This is a genomic window from Caminibacter sp. (genome assembly GCF_053999135.1).
Window position 1 is genome coordinate 1 of sequence record NZ_JBMXVQ010000113.1, and the last position, 18,535, is coordinate 18,535.

Here is an 18,535-nt window from a genome sequence, read left to right on the forward strand (position 1 = left end):
ATACAGAAAAAAATAAGGTTTTATGAGAAAAAACAACAGAAAATATATAGAGAATTATTTAAAAATCAGCTTATTATCGGGTTGAATTATATAAAAAACCGTAATAAAAAAGCTTTAGAAAGTGATAATGTTTTATTAAATTATTCAAAAAATATAGGAAAAGAGTATTATCAGGCCGTAACTGAAATCATAGGAGATATTGAAAAACAAACGTTTGGGTCTAAAATTATTATTTACAATACTAAAAAAGAAGCTTTTATTACGCTACAAAAAATTAAACAGATAATAAATTATCCTCTTTTTAATGTTGGGGATAAAACAATAACTCCTGTTAATTTTGTATTATTCTTTTTTATTTTGATTTTGGGTTGGTATATCGGGAAATATTATAAAAATTTTATTTATAAAATAAGAAAAAAATATAAAATGTCCCATTCGGTTGCAACACTGCTTGGGAATTTCGGTTATTATGCCGTTCTTGCCGTTTCTTTTTTGAGTGCGCTAAAGGCCGTAGGGCTTGATTTAAGCTCTCTTACCATTATTGCAGGTGCCTTGTCTGTAGGTATCGGTTTTGGTCTTCAAAATATTGTCAGCAATTTTATAAGCGGAATTATTTTAATGTTTGAAAATTCCATGAAAGTTGGGGATTATATACAGATTGATGAAAACACAAAAGGGGAAGTTATTGATATTTCAATGCGTTCCACCATTATAAGAACGAACGATAATATTGATTTGATTATTCCCAATCAGACTTTTATTCAAAACAATGTAATAAACTGGACTTTAAACGATGATACGGTAAGGTTCAGGGTGCCTTTCGGGGTTGAATACGGAGTAAAAACAGAAGAAGTTGAAAAGGTTGTTTTAAAAGCACTTGAGAAATCAAATCTTCCTTATATAAAAAAACATCCAAAGTTTGATGTAACTCCAAGGGTGATTTTTATAGAAATGGGGGACAGCTCTCTTAATTTTGAACTTTTTGTATGGGTTAAAGGGGAATACGCTAGACGACCAAGACGCACAAAAAGCGAATTTTTAAAAATGATTTATAAAGCGTTAAACGATGCGGGTATAGGAATTCCTTTTCCTCAGCAGGATTTACATATAAAAGACAGCGTGCCTTTTGAAATTAAAATAAAAAAAGATTAAAAACGGAAAAATTATGATATAATTTCAATTGCCCCAGCCCTGTGCAAGGGGCGGTGGAGGCAACGCTTCAGGCCCGGAAGGGAGCAGAGCACCTCCATCGCTCCTGTGCCGCAGGTTTCTGGGGTCTTTAATATATACATATACACTCTCAGACACTTATAATTTACTTATGGTTTACTTACTAAAATGGCACTGACTAAATAAAGTAACTAAAGCGTAGCGGTTTGCACTTTTTTAGCTTTTACGAAATGTTTAAAAATTTGTTCTTTTGCCGAGCTTATTTAGTCATTATTACTAAAATACATTGACAAATGTTATGTAAAATTATATAATATAATAAAAATTTAAGGAGGGGAATATGGAAGTATTCGTACAAGAGTTAGAAGGAAGTGTTAAAAAGTTGCAAAAAGCGCTTGAAAAAGAGAAAAAAAAGCTTGCTGAAATAGAATCTGAATTAGAACCTGTTAAAAACAGGCTTGTAGAAATAGAAACGGAGCTTTTAGCTATTCAAAGAGAAATTAAAGAAAATGAAGCAAGAATAAAAGATATAAACAATCATTTAAAAAGAATTATGCAAAAAACTCTTGAGGCGGAAACGGATAGAGAAATTGAAATGCTTGAGAGAGACAGACAAAGACTTTTAAAAGAGTTAAGTCAAAGAAAAGCAAGAATTGCCGAATTAAAAGAAAAATATCAAAATCTGGTAATGGAAGAAAACGATTTAGTTAAAAAAGAAGTTGAACTTGAAGAGAAAAAACATCTTCATGAAGAAAGAATTCAAAAATATATTCGCAAAATAGAACAGGCTATGCGCGATATTCAAAGAGAGCTTGACAGATATAAAGTGATAAAATAATTGGCTTAAAGCAACCTTCCCTGTGTTGCTTTTATCGGAATAATCCGCTCATCCAATATAGGTTTTCCTATACTAAATCCGTATAAACTTAATATGTTTGGATTGTTTAGAATATCAATACTAATCAAATCGTCAAAAAAACACCCTATGCCGCATCCTCTTAGATTTTTTGCTTCAGATTCTAAATATAAAATATGACCTATCATCCCGGCTTCAAACATTGCGAGTTTATAATGGTAATCTTTTTTTATTTCGCTTTTATTTATTACCATTGATATGCTAAAAGCGCTATTTTTTCCTAAATCCTGAGAGCAGTTTATAAACTTGGCGGCTTGGCTGAAATCACCTTTTTCAATGATATCCAACGTATTATTTTGTCTGTCAAGATAATATATTCCGTTTTCAAGCCCGTCAATCCGGTTTGCGAATATTACAAAATCAATTTTGTTAAGTCCGGCGTTTGTATCAAAAGGAGAAATGTTTCTAGGAAGGCTTTTATCTAAAATATCCAAAAATTCATCTTTTTTAATATATACATCTTTGAAATCAAGGGCGCTTCTTCTGTTTTTTATAATTTCAAACGCATTAAAAAGCGAAGGTGAAAAAGAGATTGGAAAATCTTTAAATTCAGGGGTAAAAGATTCTTCTCTTTTTAGATGTTTTGAAGTATTGAAAACAATATCCCATCTTATCGAATTTTTGGTAAGAGGAGAATAATCCAGTAAAAATTCAAGTTTTTTAAATGCTTTAAAATTGATTTTTGGTTTTTTATCGGTGTAAAGATAAAAAGCCGCTTCAAAAATTTCTTCTTCGTTTTTGTAAAAGTTTTGTTTATCAAGCCCTATCAGCTTTTCAAGTTCGCCATCAGCATATTCGGTGATATGTTTCATTTTCCACCCAAGAAGATTTGAGCTGAACCTTGCGGCGGCTATAGCGTGTCCGGTGTCAAGAAGGCAGTATCTAAGAGCTCTTTCCCCGTATTTCCAAGATTCCCTTAAGGGAATGGAAGTTAAGATAAATACTACTCCGTTTTCTACCAAAACCTCCTCGCTTTTTGCTATTTTTTCAAGGGCAAAATTTTTTACGTTAAAATGATATACGTTTTTTTCCGTAATTAAATAACTCTCTTCCGGATGAAGATTTCCGCTTGAAGGATTTATTCTAACCATCCATTTTGAACCCATATATTCTTTTATAGCGCTTAATGCCAAAGAGTATTCAAAAAACTGAGAAACGGTATCGATGTTAATCTCTTTAGGAAAATTTTTTATATACAGTTTTTCATAGGGCATAGGCTTGGGATTTGAAATTTTTAGAGGAATTTTTGGAGCTTTATAGTAACTTTTATATGGGTTTGGCTGATTTTCCCAGTCAAGGTATCCTAAAGATTTTGCGAATTTATTGGGATAGTGTTTAGTTTGTTCATGGTATATCAATGATTTCACATCGATTTCCTTATTTTAAATACGAATTTTGCGCCTTTTTCAATGTTTTGTACACTTAATATTCCGGTGTGTTTCATAAGCCCACTTTTTGACTTTTTTGATTTGCTGCCGGAAATTCAATAATAAACTCTACTCCTTTTTCGCTTTTTACGTTGATTTTGGCTTTATGAAGATTTAATATGTTTTTTACAATACTAAGCCCTAGTCCAAATCCTTTTATGCTTTTATTGTGGGATTCGTCAACTCGGTAAAATTCATCAAAAATAAAGGGGAGTTTTTCTTTTGGAATACCTATTCCGTTGTCTTTTATCGTTAAAATTATTTTGTTTTTGTTTTTCTTAAGGGTAATGTTTATTTTATCGGCTCCGTATTTTATCGAATTTTCTATAATGTTTCCTAAAGCTATTTTAAGAAGCGTTTTATCTCCCGTAATTTCATAATCGTCTTCTCCAAAATCGAATGTGAACTCTATTTTGTTGGAGTATTTTTCATAAAGCTCAAAAATAAGCTCTTCTAAGTCCACTTTTTCAAAATTATTTTGTTGGTAGTTTTTTGTTAAAAAAAGAAGTTTTTCCGTTATATCGTTTATATAGTTTATCTCTTCAAGGATATTTTTTAGAAGTTTATCGCATTCTTTGTTTTCATTCATTAAAGCCACTTCTATTTCGCTTTTCATAATGGCAAGAGGGGTTTTTAGTTCATGGGAAACGTTTGAATTGAAATTTTTAAGTTTTTTAAAGGTAAGTTCTATCTGTTTTGCAATGGTGTCTATAAATTTATAGCCTACAAGCAAAACAATGAGGTATATTACAAAAGAAATTACTATCGAAATAAATTTTATAATAGAAATTTTATCGTCATTGGTGGAGTAAAGCGTGGATATTTGTATAATCGAATTGTCTTTTACTGTAGTATAGGTTAAAACTTTTTCTTTTTTAAGAGGCGTGTTTATTGTATTTGTGGAATATCCCTCTTTTATGTTTTGTTTGAATTTATCGCTGTTTATCGTAGTTATTCTGACAAAAAGGGGAAAAACCTTATATTTGTGCTGCAAATCTAAAAGAGTGGATTTATTAAAGTTTTTAGGGTCTATTTGAGAAGCTATTATGGTTAATTTGTCTTTTAAATGAGTATCGAATGATTTTATCAAAGCAAACATTAAAGCGCCTTCAAAAAAGGCGATAATTAAAAAAACGACTAAAGCGTATTTATAAAAAAGTTCGTTTTTAAAATTATTCATCGCTTATTTTATAACCCATGCCTCTGATTGTTTTTATGAGCTTTTTATCAAATCCTTTGTCTATTTTTTTTCTTATATAAGAAATATGGGCCGTAATTACGTTTGAGTGTCTCTCTTCGTTCATTTCCCATAAGTTTTGTTCTATCATTTCGGGAGTTACTATTTTGTTTTTGTTAATCATTAAAAGTTTTAAAAGCTCAAACTGTTTTGCCATAAGCTCAATAGGTTTTCCCGCCCTTTTTACTTCTTTCGTATCGAGGTTCATTTCCAAATCGCCTACTTTAATAATATTTTCCGGAAGTTTTTTACTTCTTCTAAAAAGAGCTTTGAGTCTTGCTATCAGCTCATCAAAATCAAACGGCTTTGTCAGATAATCGTCAGCTACGCTTAACCCTTCCACTTTGTCGTCTATATCGCTTTTTGCGGTTAAAATTAAAGCCGGGGTGAATATTTCGTGTTCTCTTAGTTTTTTTATAAGTTCTATACCGTTTATTTTAGGAAGCATCCAGTCTATAATCATAACATCGTATTGGTTGTTTTTTGCCAGATATAATCCCTCTTCCCCGTCTTTTGCAACGTCTACTCTAAAGTTTTGTTTTTTTAAGCCTTCTTCTATCGCTTTTGACAGTTTTTCATCGTCTTCTATTAGTAATACTTTCATAGGAGCTCCTTTCTGTTTTAATATTATAATAAAAAATTAATGTTAAAATACATTTAAAATTAATATATAAGGAAATTTTATGATTTTAGCCATTGAGAGCAGTTGCGATGATTCAAGCATAGCCGTTATGGATATAAAAACAAAAAAGCTTCTTTTTCATAAAAAAGTTTCTCAAGAACTAGAACACAGTAAATACGGAGGAGTGGTACCGGAACTTGCAAGCAGACTTCATGCCGAAGCTTTGCCTAAAATTTTGGAGGAAACAAAAGATTTTTTTCCTAAATTAAAAGCGGTTGCGGTTACAAACGCTCCGGGGCTTAGCGTTACTCTTCAAGAGGGAGTGATTATGGCAAAAGCTCTGTCTATTTCGTTAAAACAGCCTTTAATAGGGGTAAATCATTTAATAGGTCATATTTATTCCCTGTTTATAGAAAAAGAAGAGATAAAACCTATGATGGTGCTTTTGGTAAGCGGCGGTCATACTAAAATACTTAATTTTAACGGTATAAAAAACGTTTGCGAAATAGCCACTACCCTTGATGACAGTTTCGGTGAAAGTTTTGACAAGGTGGCAAAAATGCTGGGGCTTGGATATCCGGGAGGTCCCGTGATTGAAAAACTTGCGTTAAAAGGAGAATGTATTGTTGATTTGCCGCTTCCCCTTAAAAACTCTTCCGATATCAAGTTTAGCTATTCAGGCATTAAAAACGCCGTAAGGCTTGCTATTGAGGAAAAGAGATACAAAAAAGAAGATATTGCGGCTTCTTTTCAAAAAAAAGCGATACAGCATCTGATTTTTATGGCAAAAAGGGCTGTAAAAAAATATAAACCCAAACATTTCGCTATAGTGGGGGGTGCGAGTGCAAATTTAGCTTTAAGGGAAGAGTTTGAAAAACTCTCAGACGAATTTCATTTTAAACTATATTATCCTGAAATGAAATATACAAGCGATAACGCCGCTATGATAGCAAGGGCTGGGGTTGAGATGTATAATCAAAAAATGTTTACCGATTATAAAAATTTAAAAATTATGCCAAGAGTAGAGTTTAATAAATGTTAGATGTTTGTTAATTGAAAATTAATTTAAATTTTTATACAATTAAAGTCTATTAATTCTTAGAGAAAGGATGAAAAGGATGGTAAAAAAGAGTGTTGCTGTTTTAGCTGCCGGGTTTTTGTTTTTGGGATGTAGCAACTCCATAAGCAATCTTGGAAAATCTTCTAAATTTCAAGAGGCTAAAAACGCTTCTACAAAAACTGAATATCAGGCACTTTTTAATAAATACAAAGAAGAAAATAAAACCGACGATTTGCTTTGGGATTATGAAGCCGGGACCGTTAGTTATTATGTTGAGTCTTATAAAGACAGCGTTTATTATTTCGATGAAGCGGAAAAACTTATTAAAAAATATGACGAAGAGGTTTTGGGCTCAAAAATTCTTGCAAATGCAGGGGCGACTCTTACAAACGATACTTTTATGGACTACAGACCGAGAATTTACGAAAAAATTATGGTAAACGCATATAAAGGTATCGATTTTATCGATTTAAGCGATATGCAAAACGCAAGGGTTGAGTTTAACAGGGCTCTTGTAAGACAGCAAAGGGCAAAAGAGTTTTTTGCAAAAGAGATTCAAAAAGAAAAAGAAAAACTAAAAAAAGAGTCTCAAAAAAAACTTAAAAACAAAAAAGGACTTGATATCTCTTCGGCGGCGTCTAATAAAAAAACGCTTGAGCCGATTGAAAAAAAATATACGAATTTGTTTGCTTTTAAACCGTATCCGGATTTTGTAAACCCTTTTGTTACTTATTTAAGCGGCGTTTTTTTTCTAAATCAGGGAGATTACGCTAAGGCTACGGATTTATTTAAAGAGACTTACGGTATGATTAAAGGACTTGATGAAGGGGATGTTTACGTTCTTGACGATTTTAAAATGGCGGATAAAATGAAAGGCTCTGTTGCCGCAAGAAGACAGAATTATACATGGGTTGTTTTTTTTAACGGCGAGGGTCCTATAAAAAAAGAATTAAGAATAGACATTCCTCTGTTTTTATTTTCAAACAACGTTTATTATACGGGTATAGCACTTCCTACTTTAAAAATGAGAAAAAGGGCTTATGCGTATTTAAGCGTTTCAAACGGAAAAGAACAGGCTCAGACAAAAAGAGTGGCTTCTATGGACAGAATAGTTAAAACGGAATTTAAAAAAAGATTTCCTGTTATAGTTACAAGAGCAATTACCAGAACGGTTGTTCAAACGGTAATTCAAAAGCAGTTAAAAGATAAGGCCGGTGTTATGGGAGGGGTTTTGGGTGCTTTATATCAAGGTGCTATGAACAGGGCCGATACGAGAATATGGCAGAGGCTGCCTAAGGAGTTTGACGTGGCTAAGGTTCAAACGTCCGATAAGCTTGTAATAACGACTCCTGATGGTCAAAAGATATATGAACTTAAAACGGACCCTAACAGCAGCTATATAGTGTTTGTTACCATTCCTAAAAAAACAAGCGAGCCTATAATCTCTTATCAAAGGTTTTAAATGAGAAAGTTTATTTTTTTAGCCTTAGCGGCTTTTTTTGTAGGGTGCGGAAGCGGTGCTAGTAATGTGGCGTATGAAAATAAAGTTGAGGTTAACAATCCTCAGCTTTATAAAAAAGTTTTTATTGTTAACCAAAAAAGCAGGTTTTACAATTCTCTTTTAGAGGTTGCCGTAACGGTTAAAAACAATACCGATGAGCCTCAAAAAATGCAGTATAGATTCGTATGGTTTGATAAAGATGGTTTTTTACTTTATAAAGAGCCTTGGCAGAGGCTTTATTTAAATCCCAAAGAAACAAAGCAGATAACATCAATAGCAAGTGATGCAAGGGCTTATGATTTTAAATTTGAAATGAAGGAGGAACAATGAAAAAAAGTTTAATAGCGGTATCTATAGGTGTGAGTATAGCTCTTTTTAGCGGATGTGCTTCTTCCTCTTCACAGGTTCGATATATCAACAGCCAGCAGGGTGTTTCAAAACCTGCGACACTGGCCCTTGAATATGAGGATTTTGAAAAAGCGGCTATGAAACTGGTAAAATCCATGCTTAAATCGCCTTATCTTAACAGAATGTATGAGGTTAAAATGAAAAAAAAGGGTAAACCTCTTGTTTTGATGATAAGCGATTTTACAAACGACACAACTCAGAGAATAGACATAGACCAGCTTGTTAAAAAAATAAGAATAGCCCTTTTAAACAGCGGAAAATTCATCGTAACAACTGCTGTTAGAGCCGGGGGACCTGAAGACAAGGCTACTTATGAGCTTAGAAAGCTTAGAAAAGACGATGAATTTAACCAAAAAACGATTGCCAAGAAAGGGACTGTTATAGCTCCTGATTTAAGTCTTTCCGGTAAGATTATCCAAAGGGTGACACCTCTTCCAAACGGAGAACAGAGAGTTGATTATTATATTCAGATGAGTCTTACAGACGTAACAAGCGGTCTTGCTTTTTGGGAGGGCGAAGAAGTTATCTCAAAAGCCGGAAGTGCCGATTCGGCTCCATGGTAAAAGGATAGAATATGAAAAAAATAATAGGAAATTTGTTAATCGGTTGTGTATTGCTTTTTGGAGCTTCGGAAGTAGATGTAAAATCTAATAATATTCAACAGTATAATGCAGACCCCATAGAGATTTGGAAAGATAAATTTGTAGAAAAATACGGTCCTTTTGGGGTAACGGATAAAAAAGGAAGAATGTTTTTTTACGGCGAAGCCGTTGTAAACGTATCTCCTTTAGACCCGGCATATGTAAAAGAACTCGTAATAGCTTATGAAAAAGCCCTGTTAAATATGCAGGCTGATTTTATTTTGCAAACGTTTGGAAAAGAGAGTGTTAAAAAACTTTATGAAACGTTTGAGGATGATTCCACTAATGCCGATAAATTTCCTCCTTTAAAAGAAGCCGAAGATATGGCTCAAAAAGGTAAAATCGCCGTTATTATAGATAAATTTTTAGATGTTGTTGAAAACAGTTTAGACCAAAAGCTTATAGAACAAGGCGTCTCTCCCGAAAAACTGAAAAAAATGACGGTGGAGCAGAAAAAACAGCTTTTTAAAGACAATTTTTCTACATCTATCGCAAAAGAGGCTTTTAACAGTATGTCGGGACTTGTGCCTTTTAGTGTTAAAGTGGCTACTGTGGATACGGGAATGGGAAAAGCCACTAAAGTTGCCGTTATAGCCATTCAGTCTCCTAAAACCATTCAGTTTGCAAAAGATATAGCAAGAGGCAGACCTACAAACGTCAGGGGAAAACCTAAATCGCTAAGAGATATTTTGCCTAAGACAAAAGAGGATTATCTCAAAGAAATAGGTCTTCGTTACACTTACGACGAACAGGGAAGACCTATGCTTATATCTTACGGAATGTGGTCTGTCGTTTTAAATACCAAAAATCCAACCAGATATATGAAAAAAATAGCTATAGCCAAAAGAAAAGCCAAGTTGAGGGCTGAATCTTATATAGGAGATTTTATAAAAACCAATATTCAGGCGGTTGAAAGTCAGGATGTGGAATCGGAAAACGAAGAAATAGCAAAAAAAATCACTACTCTTGGAGCTGGTTCGGAAGATGTACAAAAAATCAAAGAAGATATAAAAGACACAATTGATAAATATTTTAAAAAGATTAAAGCCACTTCCAATTTCAGATTAAAAGGTACCAGCGAAGTTTATAACTGGGATTATAAAGATAAAAACAACCTGGTTTACGTAGGGTCTGTAGTTACATGGAGTTACGGACAGTTTAATAACGCTAACAGATATATTAAAATGAAAAATTCCCAAAATATTATTAATAAACCGAAAGTTCAAAAAGTTCATCAAAATCACGCAGCGCCTGAAATAAACAGAGAATCTAAAATTATAAACGATGTAGAGGATTTTTAGTATGAAAAAACTTTTTTTTCTTTTGGGACTTATTTCGGGAATGCTTTTTGGAGAAGTTTACAGCGTAAAAACGGAAAAAATAATTACCGGTACAGGTTATGGCACCAGTCGTGAAGAATCGGTTAATAACGCTTTAATAGAGGCGCTGAGTCAGTTAAACGGGGTATATATAAAAAAAAGCAGTATTAATCAGGATGTTTTAGTCGAGGGAGATAAAAAAAGCGTTTCGGTTTTTACTTATCAGTCTAAAATAGACAAACTTACCCAGGGAAGAGTGGATAGTTTTAGAATAGACAGCGTTGAGGAGATTTCTCCTCATAAATTTGTGGCTAAAGTCAGCGTTACCAAAACAAGGGTTGTTAACAAATATAAATCCCCCGGTCTTAATCCGAGAAACAGAAGAGCGGTTGCCGTTATTCCTTTTGAATATAAAAAAAGTTACTCTTTTTACGGTGTGGCGGTTGATGGCAAAGCCCTCAGCGACAGAATAAATCAGGCAATAGTGAATAAATTGACACAGACAAGAAAATTTACCGTTCTTGACAGGGAAAACAGTAAATATTACGAATTTGAAAAAAATTTTCTTTTAAATCCTAATACGGACCCGGTTGAGCTTGCAAGGCTTGGAAAAAGGCTCGGGGCGGATTATTTCGTAATAGGAAAAATTTTGGATTTCGGAATAGATAAAAAAACTCAGACAATTTCTTATACGGGCAGAAGTTTCAGCGAAAAAAAAGGATATGCGACTATAAGTTACAGAATTTTAAATATTCCTACTCAGCAGATAAAATGGGCAGATACGATTGATATTGAGTTTGATATTCCGGAGAATAAAACAAGACCTGAGAGCATAGTGGCTTTAGCCGCAGATAAAATAGCACAGGTATTGGTAGAGCAGATTATTTTTAATATATATCCTCCAAAAATAATAAGGGTTTCAGGAAAAAGGGTTTTGATTAATATGGGCGGTAAGTTTATACATAAAGGCGACGTGTTTGAGGTATACGCCCTTGGAGAAAAACTGTATGACCCTTATACTAAAGAATATTTAGGAAGAGATGAAGAATATATAGGAAAAGTAAAAATCACAAAAGTGCTTCCGAAAATTTCCCATGGAAGAGTAATAGAAGGAAAAGCTGTGACGGGGGCTGTTTTGAGAAAACCGGAAAAAGAGGCTAAAAAAATCAATAACGAGGGAAAAGACTCTATGTTTGATGCCGTTTTTGGTAAATAAGGGGTCTTTTTCTTTTTTGTTTAAAATTTAAAAACAGTGTCTGTGAATTTAATAAAAGAAAAAAGAAAAAAAGCAGATTATAATCTGCTTTCGTATCTTCTAAGCATCCAAAGTTTTCTAAGGATTTTTTTACGAGTAGCGATTTTTTCTTTTTTGCGTCTTTCGCTTGGAGGTTCGTAAAATCTTCTTTTTCTAACTTCAACTACGATAAGGTTTCTGTCAACCTGTCTTTTAAACTTTCTGTAAGCAGATTCGAAATCTTCTCCCGGATGTACTACGATTCCTGGCACTGCTCTCACCACCTTTCTTCAAAATTTGTTTTGCAAACCGCATTTTATCATAAAATGTGATAAAATTGAAACTAAAAAGGACGGTTATGAAAAAATATTTCCTTCTTATAGGGATATTGTTTTTAACTAGTTGCGGGATTAGCGTTGTAAAGGAGAGTTCTAATAGGGGATTGATAATACCGGCTTATTTTTATGACAGTGATTTATGGCAAAAAGTAATAGACGCTGATGCGGATATTGTGGCTATTGTAAATCCCGACAACGGTCCTGGGGACAGTAAAGACAGTTTTTATACCCATAAAATAGAAGATTTGATTGCAAAAGGCAAGAAACCGGTTGGATATGTATATACCACTTACGCTCAAAGAAATATAGAAATAGTTAAAGACGAAATAGATAAATGGATAGAATTTTATCCCAAGATAGAAGGCTTTTTTATAGATGAAGTTACCAGTGATGCGGTTCATTATGATTATTACAGCGACCTTAAAGACTATATTTTATCAAAAGGGGATTATTACATTGTTTTAAATCCCGGGACTATGCCAAACGCCGTTTATTTTTCTTTAGCGGATAATATTGTTGTTTATGAAGGAAATGCTTCTTTAATTCCAAATAAAACGTGTGAAACATATACTGATAAATCCTCTATTATTGTATATGACGCAAATGAGACTCAAATGAAAGACATTTTATATAAATACAGATGCAGGTATCTTTATGTGACGGATGATAGCGGGAGTAATCCTTACGATACGCTTCCTGGTTATTTTGATGAGGAAATAAAATTATTAAAATGATATAATTTCAATAAAAAAGGGAATAAATGACAAAATATATTTTTGTAACGGGCGGTGTTTTAAGTTCTCTTGGAAAAGGTATAACATCGGCTTCGATAGCCACTCTTTTGCAGCATAGCGGGCTTAAAGTTTCAATGGTAAAAATAGACCCTTATATTAACGTCGACCCCGGGACTATGTCTCCTTTTGAACACGGAGAGGTTTTTGTAACGGAAGACGGGGCTGAGACGGATTTGGATATAGGAAATTACGAAAGGTTTTTAAATAAGAATTTAAGCAAAAAAAATAACTTTACTACAGGACAGATATATTTAAGCGTAATAGAAAAAGAAAGGCGCGGAGATTATCTTGGAAAAACGGTTCAGATTATCCCTCATATTACGGATGAGATTAAAAGAAGAATAAAAGACGTCGCAAAAGATGTTGACGTAGTAGTTGTTGAACTTGGAGGAACTGTCGGGGATATAGAAGGACTGCCTTTTTTAGAAGCCGTCAGACAGATTAAACACGAAGTAGGAAAAAATAACGCCATGTTTGTTCATGTAACTCTTATTCCTTACATTAAAGCCGCCGGAGAGCTTAAGACCAAACCCACTCAGCACAGCGTTCAGGAACTCAGACGTATAGGAATAACTCCTCATATGATTGTTTGCAGAACGGAAAAACCCCTTCCAAAATCTTTAAAAGAAAAACTGGCAGACTCTTGTGATGTAGAAAGAGATTCGGTAATTGAGGCGGTTGACGCTCCTACCGTTTATCAGGTGCCTTTAAATTTTTTAAATCAAGATATTTTAAAGCCTATTGCCAGACAGCTTGATTTAGGTGAACTTCATCCGGATATGAGTGAATGGAACTATCTGGTTAAAAAAATCATATCTCCTCAAAAAGAGGTGAAAATAGCGTTTGTAGGAAAATATCTGCAGCTTAAAGAATCATATAAATCTCTTATAGAGTCTTTAATCCACAGTGGGGCTCATCTTGATATGAGAGTCGATATAGAATGGGTGGACAGTGAAAAACTTGAAAAAATGAGCGAAGAGGAAATGGCCGAAACGTTTTCGGAAGTTAGCGGTATTCTGGTTCCCGGAGGTTTTGGGGAAAGAGGAGTTGAGGGTAAATTAAAAGCCATTAAATACGCCAGGGAAAACAAAATACCTTATCTTGGTATATGTCTTGGAATGCAGCTGGCTGTTATAGAATTCGCCAGAAACGTTTTAGGGCTTAAATACGCCAATTCTCAGGAGTTTGACCCTGATACCAGCGAGCCTGTAGTATATCTTATAGACGAATTTATTGACGCTAGCGGACAAAAACAGATAAGAACGCATACATCTCCTCTTGGCGGGACTATGAGGCTTGGGGGATACGAGTGTCTGATTAAACCGGATACAAAACTACATGAGGCTTATAAAACGGATAAAGTAATAGAAAGACACCGCCACAGATACGAAGTTAACAGCGCTTATGAAAAAGAGCTTGAAAAAAACGGTATGCTTGTAAGCGGTAAAAGTAAAGAAGGGCTTATAGAAGCTGTTGAGCTTAAAGACCATCCTTGGTTTGTAGGGGTTCAGTTTCATCCGGAATTTACCAATAAACTTAAAAATCCCAATAAGGTAATTATGTCTTTTGTGGAAAACGCATATAAATGTAAAAGATGCTGACAAAAGATAAAATCAGAAGAATTCTCTCAAACAGGATAGAGGAATTAAGTTCTCTTAATCTTCCCCATTTTTCTCTTTTAAACGATATAACAAAAGCTTCTTTACGCATAAAAAAAGCTGTTGAGAAAAAAGAAAAAATAGTTGTTGTTGGGGACTACGACGTTGACGGGGTTGTTAGTTCTTCTATTATGCATCTTTTTTTTAAAAACTTTTACGATAATTTTGAAATAGTTATTCCAGACAGGTTTGAAGAGGGATACGGCCTTAGTCCAAAACTGCTTGAGAGAATAAAAGCCGATTTGATAATTACCGTAGATAACGGTATTACTTCTTTTGAAGCCGCTAAAATATGTAAAGAAAAAGGAATAGATTTAATAATAACCGACCATCACACCCCTGTTTCTTGTGATAACCTTCCAAAAGCTTACGCAATCGTTAATCCTAAAACATCCCCCGATTTTCCTTTTAAGGAGATATGCGGGGCTGAGGTTGCATGGTATTTATGTGCGGCTTTAAAACATCAAATGAAATTAAATACCGATTTAAGGGAATTTTTGGATATGCTCTCCATTGCCGTTATAGCAGATGTTATGCCCCTTACTCATATGAACAGAACCCTTGTTAATATGGGGCTTAAAAGATTAAATAGGGCGTTAAAACCTTTTAGTGCGGCTATAAAAAGATTTTTTCAAAAGGAGCTTAAAAGCGAAGATATAGCTTTTCAGGTGGCACCGCGTCTTAATGCCGCTGGAAGAGTAAGTCATGCCTCTTTGGCTTTTAGGTTTTTAATTTCCCAAAACGATGAAGAGGCTTTTAAATTGTGGCTTGAGCTTGACGGGATAAACAATAAAAGAAAAGAGATAGAAAAAAATATTCTTGAACAGATAAAAATTGACGAAAGTGACGGTTTTTTGGTTGTTGAGGGAGATTTTCACGAAGGTGTTGTAGGAATAATAGCAAGCAGACTCGTTCACCGCTATAAAAAACCGGCTATAGTTTTAAGTAAAACTGCCGAAGGTTATAAAGGAAGCGGCAGAAGTCTTGGAAATATAGATATATTTGAAATGGTTGAGGAGTGTTCGGATATTCTTGAAGGGTTTGGCGGCCATAAAATGGCTTGCGGATTGAAACTGAAAGAGAAAAATTTAAAATTTTTAAAAGAAAAACTTAACGAAAAAGTTAAAAAATATCAAAAAGAAGATTTTTATATTGAGGATTTTGTCTTAGGAGAACTGCCTTTTAAAGAAATAGATTATGATTTATATGAAATTTTAAAAGAGTTTGAGCCTTATGGAGAGGGTAATCCAAAACCTAAATTTACGGCTGAAGCTAAGGTGGAATATGTTTATAATCTCAAAGACAATCATTATAAGCTTGTTCTTTCTCAAGAAGACTGTTTTTTGCCAGCCGTTATTTTTAATTTTGATGAAGATTTTGAAGAGTATATAAAATTTAAGTTTTCCGTGGGTTTTAACGATTATAATAACGAAATTCAGCTGATTATAGAGGAGATATTATGAGAGAACATCCTTTGTTTAAGACATTGGACGATAAGGAATATAAAATAGCGGTTGATTTTTTTATTAAAAGAGATGTGAGAGAAGGTGAAATTATAGTAAAGGAGGGCGATTTTTCCCAAAAGGCGTTTTTGCTTTTAGAGGGGGAAATAAGCGTTATGAAAGCTACTGTTTATGAGGACGAATATGTAATTACCAATATTAAAGCGCCTAGTGATGAGCTTTTTGGAGAAGTGAACTTAATAGACAGGGGACTTGTAAGTTCTACTATAAAAGCGGCTAAAAACAGTAAAATACTTGAAATCGACCATAATGATTTTATTTCTTTAGTGGATACCTATCCTCAAATAGGTTCTAAAATGCTTTGGATTATAAGTTATAACTTGACAAAACACCTCAGAAGAGCAGATAAGGATGTTATAACGCTTTTTAACGCATTGGTCGAGGTTGTTGAAAATGACTGAATGGAGCAGGGTCAAAACTAAAGACGGCAGTTTTACTCTAAAGAGTTTTAAATATAACGAATGTTACCATTCAAGCGAGGGGGCTGTTGTAGAATCTTTATACAAGCATATTTATCCGGCTTTTAAAGTAGCTGAAAAAAACGATTATTTCGGAGGGGAAATAGTTATTTTGGATATATGTTTCGGGCTTGGATATAATTCTTTTTTAAGCGTTCTTAAAAGACCCGAGGGGGTTAAACTGAAAATAATCTCTCCCGAACTTGATTTGAATCTTATAAAAAGCCTTAAAAATTTTGATTATCCATCAGAATTTAATTCCATTAAACATATAATAAATAAGGTCAGCGAAAATTTGTATTATAAAGATGAAAATGTTACAATAGATGTTCAAATAAAAGATGCGAGGGAATTTATAAAAAGTTTGAAAAAAGTTGATATAATATATCAGGACGCTTTTTCACCGAAAGTGAATAAAGAGCTCTGGACTAAAGGGTATTTTGAGGATATAAAAAAAATTATAAACCCAAAAGGCGTTTTAACCACATATTCCGTGGCAACGCCTGTTAGATGCGCTTTATATAAGCTTGGGTTTAATTTATATACGCATCCTTATGAAAATATAAGAAAAGGGACAATAGCCTCTTTAAGCGAACTTGATTTTGAGAGGGTGGATTTTGAAGAGAAGCTTAAAAGGATTGAGTGTTATACTTATTAAGAAAGGGATTTTGTGAAAAAATTTTTGATATTGGCGATATTCGTTATGTTAAACGCACAGCCGATTGTTCCTATTCCCGAACACGTAGATTATAATAAAGATAAAGCTTTTATAGGAAAAATACTTTTTTTTGACCCTAATATTTCAAGAGACGGTAAAGTCAGATGTGCTTCCTGTCATGAGCCTCAATTTGGAGGGGCGGATAATAAACAGTTTTCAATAGGGGTATTTGGTAGAATTGATAAACCTATGAACTCCCCGCCTGCTTTTAACGCCGTATTTAACTGCTGGCAGTTTTGGAACGGAAGGGCTAAAACCTTACAGGAGCAGGCCAGAATGGCAAATCAGGACCATTTTGAGATGGATATGACCGATGAGCTGTTGGAAAAGAGAGTAAATGCCAATCCTGTGTATAAAAAGCTTTTTAAAAACGTATATAAAAGCGATTATATTACAGCAGATATGGTTTATGACGCTATTGCCGAATTTGAAAAAGCTCTTATTACTCCAAACAGCAGATTTGACAAATATCTTAAAGGAGATAAAAAAGCTTTAAACGAAGAAGAAAAAAGAGGATATTTTCTTTTTAAGGCATACGGCTGTGTAACATGTCACAACGGTGTTAATATGGGGGGAAACTCATTTCAAAAGCTTGGTGTGTTTTTTGAGAAGATATCTCTTCCAAGGGGAAGAGACAGGTATGAGGTTACAAAACGGGAAGAAGATAAATATGTATATAAAGTTCCGAGTCTTAGGAATATAGCCGTTACGGCCCCTTATATGCACGACGGAAGTGTGAAAAATTTAAAAAAGGCTATAGTGTTAATGGGAAGGTATAATTTAGGTATAGATTTGCCAGAAAAAGACGTGGATGCTATTTATGCCTTTTTTCAAACACTTACGGGCGAAATGCCTAAAATACTAAAGAGCGGTAAATGAAATCGTTTAAAGTATGGATAGCAGGTTTAATAGGATTGACAGTAATAGCGGGAGTTTTTTATTTTAATAAGTTTGCAAAAGAGCATTTTGTTAACAGCAGCGATATTTTATATAAAATTAATCTCCTAAAAGAAGAGGAAAATAAATTAAATTATCATATACTTTACGCAAGTTTGTATCTTTATTACAACAACGATTTAATAGCAATGGATGTCAAGCGGATTAAAAGCAATATTAAAAATCTTGAGTCTAATGAGTTTTTTAAGAATCATTACAAGTTGTCTTATGAGAGGTTTTTGGAATATAAAAGAGCGTTTTTGAAAAAAGAGGATTTGGTTTTTGAATTTTTACGCTACAATATGCCGGTTAAAAACTCTTTTATGTTTCTTGGAAACTCTATTCCTTATCTCTCTTTTAACACTGAAAAATCGAAAAAAGAACTTTTAAAGATAATCTCTTCTGTTTTTTTGGCAAAAACGGCTATTGACGATGATTTTTTAAAAAAGATCTCACTAGTCGTCAAAAATAAAAAAAAGTAAGTAAAAGAAACAAGAAATGGGATACAAATTGCTTGTATCCCAATATGAAAAGCATCAAAGAGAATATTAGCATAATAAGAGAAGAAATAAAAG

General features: G+C 33.7%; 19 protein-coding genes and 1 other RNA gene. 16 read left to right on the plus strand and 4 right to left on the minus strand.

Translation table 11 applies throughout. The features are described from left to right. The 3 genes from ACXJH6_RS08450 to ACXJH6_RS08460 form a co-directional block, all read left to right on the plus strand. A partial coding sequence (locus ACXJH6_RS08450; RefSeq protein WP_456471321.1) for a mechanosensitive ion channel family protein occupies window positions 1–1,152 on the plus strand: 1,152 nt, incomplete at its 5' end. Between the two features lie 30 nt (window positions 1,153–1,182). Then, an RNA gene (gene ffs, locus ACXJH6_RS08455) (signal recognition particle sRNA small type) lies at window positions 1,183–1,280 on the plus strand. Between the two features lie 230 nt (window positions 1,281–1,510). Further along, window positions 1,511–2,008: a hypothetical protein gene (locus ACXJH6_RS08460; protein ID WP_456471322.1), complete on the plus strand. Its 498-nt coding sequence runs from the start codon at window positions 1,511–1,513 to the stop codon at window positions 2,006–2,008. Between the two features lie 5 nt (window positions 2,009–2,013). Here ACXJH6_RS08460 and ACXJH6_RS08465 read toward each other — a convergent pair whose 3' ends face one another. From ACXJH6_RS08465 to ACXJH6_RS08475, 3 genes are all read right to left on the minus strand, one after another. Then, entirely contained in the window at window positions 2,014–3,453 is a 1,440-nt protein-coding gene (locus ACXJH6_RS08465; protein WP_456471323.1) for a SagB/ThcOx family dehydrogenase, read from the minus strand. A gap of 73 nt (window positions 3,454–3,526) precedes the next feature. After that, the gene (locus ACXJH6_RS08470) at window positions 3,527–4,612 is read right to left on the minus strand and encodes a sensor histidine kinase (protein WP_456471324.1); all 1,086 of its coding nucleotides are present in this window, start codon (window positions 4,610–4,612) and stop codon (window positions 3,527–3,529) included. 73 nt (window positions 4,613–4,685) lie between these two features. Then, complete coding sequence (locus ACXJH6_RS08475) at window positions 4,686–5,354, minus strand: response regulator transcription factor (protein WP_456471325.1); 669 nt, start codon at window positions 5,352–5,354, stop codon at window positions 4,686–4,688. Between the two features lie 79 nt (window positions 5,355–5,433). Here ACXJH6_RS08475 and tsaD point away from each other — a divergent pair, with 79 nt between their 5' ends. The 6 genes from tsaD to ACXJH6_RS08505 all read left to right on the plus strand — a co-directional run bounded on the left by tsaD (window position 5,434) and on the right by ACXJH6_RS08505 (window position 11,517). Continuing rightward, entirely contained in the window at window positions 5,434–6,414 is a 981-nt protein-coding gene (gene tsaD, locus ACXJH6_RS08480) for a tRNA (adenosine(37)-N6)-threonylcarbamoyltransferase complex transferase subunit TsaD (protein WP_456471326.1), read from the plus strand. Between the two features lie 76 nt (window positions 6,415–6,490). Next, entirely contained in the window at window positions 6,491–7,894 is a 1,404-nt protein-coding gene (locus ACXJH6_RS08485; protein ID WP_456471327.1) for a COG3014 family protein, read from the plus strand. After that, entirely contained in the window at window positions 7,895–8,263 is a 369-nt protein-coding gene (locus ACXJH6_RS08490; RefSeq protein ID WP_456471328.1) for a YcfL family putative periplasmic lipoprotein, read from the plus strand. Continuing rightward, complete coding sequence (gene lpoB, locus ACXJH6_RS08495; protein ID WP_456471329.1) at window positions 8,260–8,904, plus strand: penicillin-binding protein activator LpoB; 645 nt, start codon at window positions 8,260–8,262, stop codon at window positions 8,902–8,904. The genes ACXJH6_RS08490 and lpoB overlap by 4 nt, the downstream gene beginning before the upstream one ends. A gap of 11 nt (window positions 8,905–8,915) precedes the next feature. Further along, window positions 8,916–10,283: a DUF6844 domain-containing protein gene (locus ACXJH6_RS08500; protein ID WP_456471330.1), complete on the plus strand. Its 1,368-nt coding sequence runs from the start codon at window positions 8,916–8,918 to the stop codon at window positions 10,281–10,283. 1 nt (window position 10,284) lies between these two features. Then, window positions 10,285–11,517 (plus strand): CsgG/HfaB family protein, encoded by a 1,233-nt coding sequence (locus ACXJH6_RS08505; RefSeq protein ID WP_456471331.1) that lies wholly within the window; start codon window positions 10,285–10,287, stop codon window positions 11,515–11,517. A 77-nt stretch (window positions 11,518–11,594) separates the two neighbouring features. Here the strand turns inward: ACXJH6_RS08505 and rpsU are convergent, their stop codons facing one another. Further along, window positions 11,595–11,807: a 30S ribosomal protein S21 gene (gene rpsU / locus ACXJH6_RS08510; RefSeq protein WP_096258123.1), complete on the minus strand. Its 213-nt coding sequence runs from the start codon at window positions 11,805–11,807 to the stop codon at window positions 11,595–11,597. Between the two features lie 86 nt (window positions 11,808–11,893). Between rpsU and ACXJH6_RS08515 the strand changes: the two genes are divergently transcribed. The 7 genes from ACXJH6_RS08515 to ACXJH6_RS08545 are packed head-to-tail and all read left to right on the plus strand — an operon-like array spanning window position 11,894 to window position 18,442. Then, window positions 11,894–12,607, plus strand: coding sequence for a spherulation-specific family 4 protein (locus ACXJH6_RS08515; RefSeq protein WP_456471332.1), 714 nt, complete (start codon window positions 11,894–11,896; stop codon window positions 12,605–12,607). A 26-nt stretch (window positions 12,608–12,633) separates the two neighbouring features. Then, window positions 12,634–14,268, plus strand: coding sequence for a glutamine hydrolyzing CTP synthase (gene pyrG, locus ACXJH6_RS08520; protein ID WP_456471333.1), 1,635 nt, complete (start codon window positions 12,634–12,636; stop codon window positions 14,266–14,268). Further along, entirely contained in the window at window positions 14,262–15,788 is a 1,527-nt protein-coding gene (gene recJ / locus ACXJH6_RS08525; protein ID WP_456471334.1) for a single-stranded-DNA-specific exonuclease RecJ, read from the plus strand. The genes pyrG and recJ overlap by 7 nt, the downstream gene beginning before the upstream one ends. Then, a complete protein-coding gene (locus ACXJH6_RS08530) occupies window positions 15,785–16,249 on the plus strand; it encodes a Crp/Fnr family transcriptional regulator (RefSeq protein WP_456471335.1) in 465 nt (154 codons plus the stop codon). Before recJ ends, ACXJH6_RS08530 begins: the two co-directional genes overlap by 4 nt. Beyond that, window positions 16,242–16,964: a tRNA (5-methylaminomethyl-2-thiouridine)(34)-methyltransferase MnmD gene (locus ACXJH6_RS08535; protein ID WP_456471336.1), complete on the plus strand. Its 723-nt coding sequence runs from the start codon at window positions 16,242–16,244 to the stop codon at window positions 16,962–16,964. The genes ACXJH6_RS08530 and ACXJH6_RS08535 overlap by 8 nt, the downstream gene beginning before the upstream one ends. 12 nt (window positions 16,965–16,976) lie before the next feature. Continuing rightward, window positions 16,977–17,903 carry a cytochrome-c peroxidase gene (locus ACXJH6_RS08540; protein ID WP_456471337.1) on the plus strand — a complete coding sequence of 309 codons (927 nt, stop codon included), beginning with the start codon at window positions 16,977–16,979 and terminating at the stop codon, window positions 17,901–17,903. Further along, window positions 17,900–18,442 carry a DAHL domain-containing protein gene (locus ACXJH6_RS08545; RefSeq protein WP_456471338.1) on the plus strand — a complete coding sequence of 181 codons (543 nt, stop codon included), beginning with the start codon at window positions 17,900–17,902 and terminating at the stop codon, window positions 18,440–18,442. The genes ACXJH6_RS08540 and ACXJH6_RS08545 overlap by 4 nt, the downstream gene beginning before the upstream one ends. Window positions 18,443–18,535: the final 93 nt, after the last annotated feature.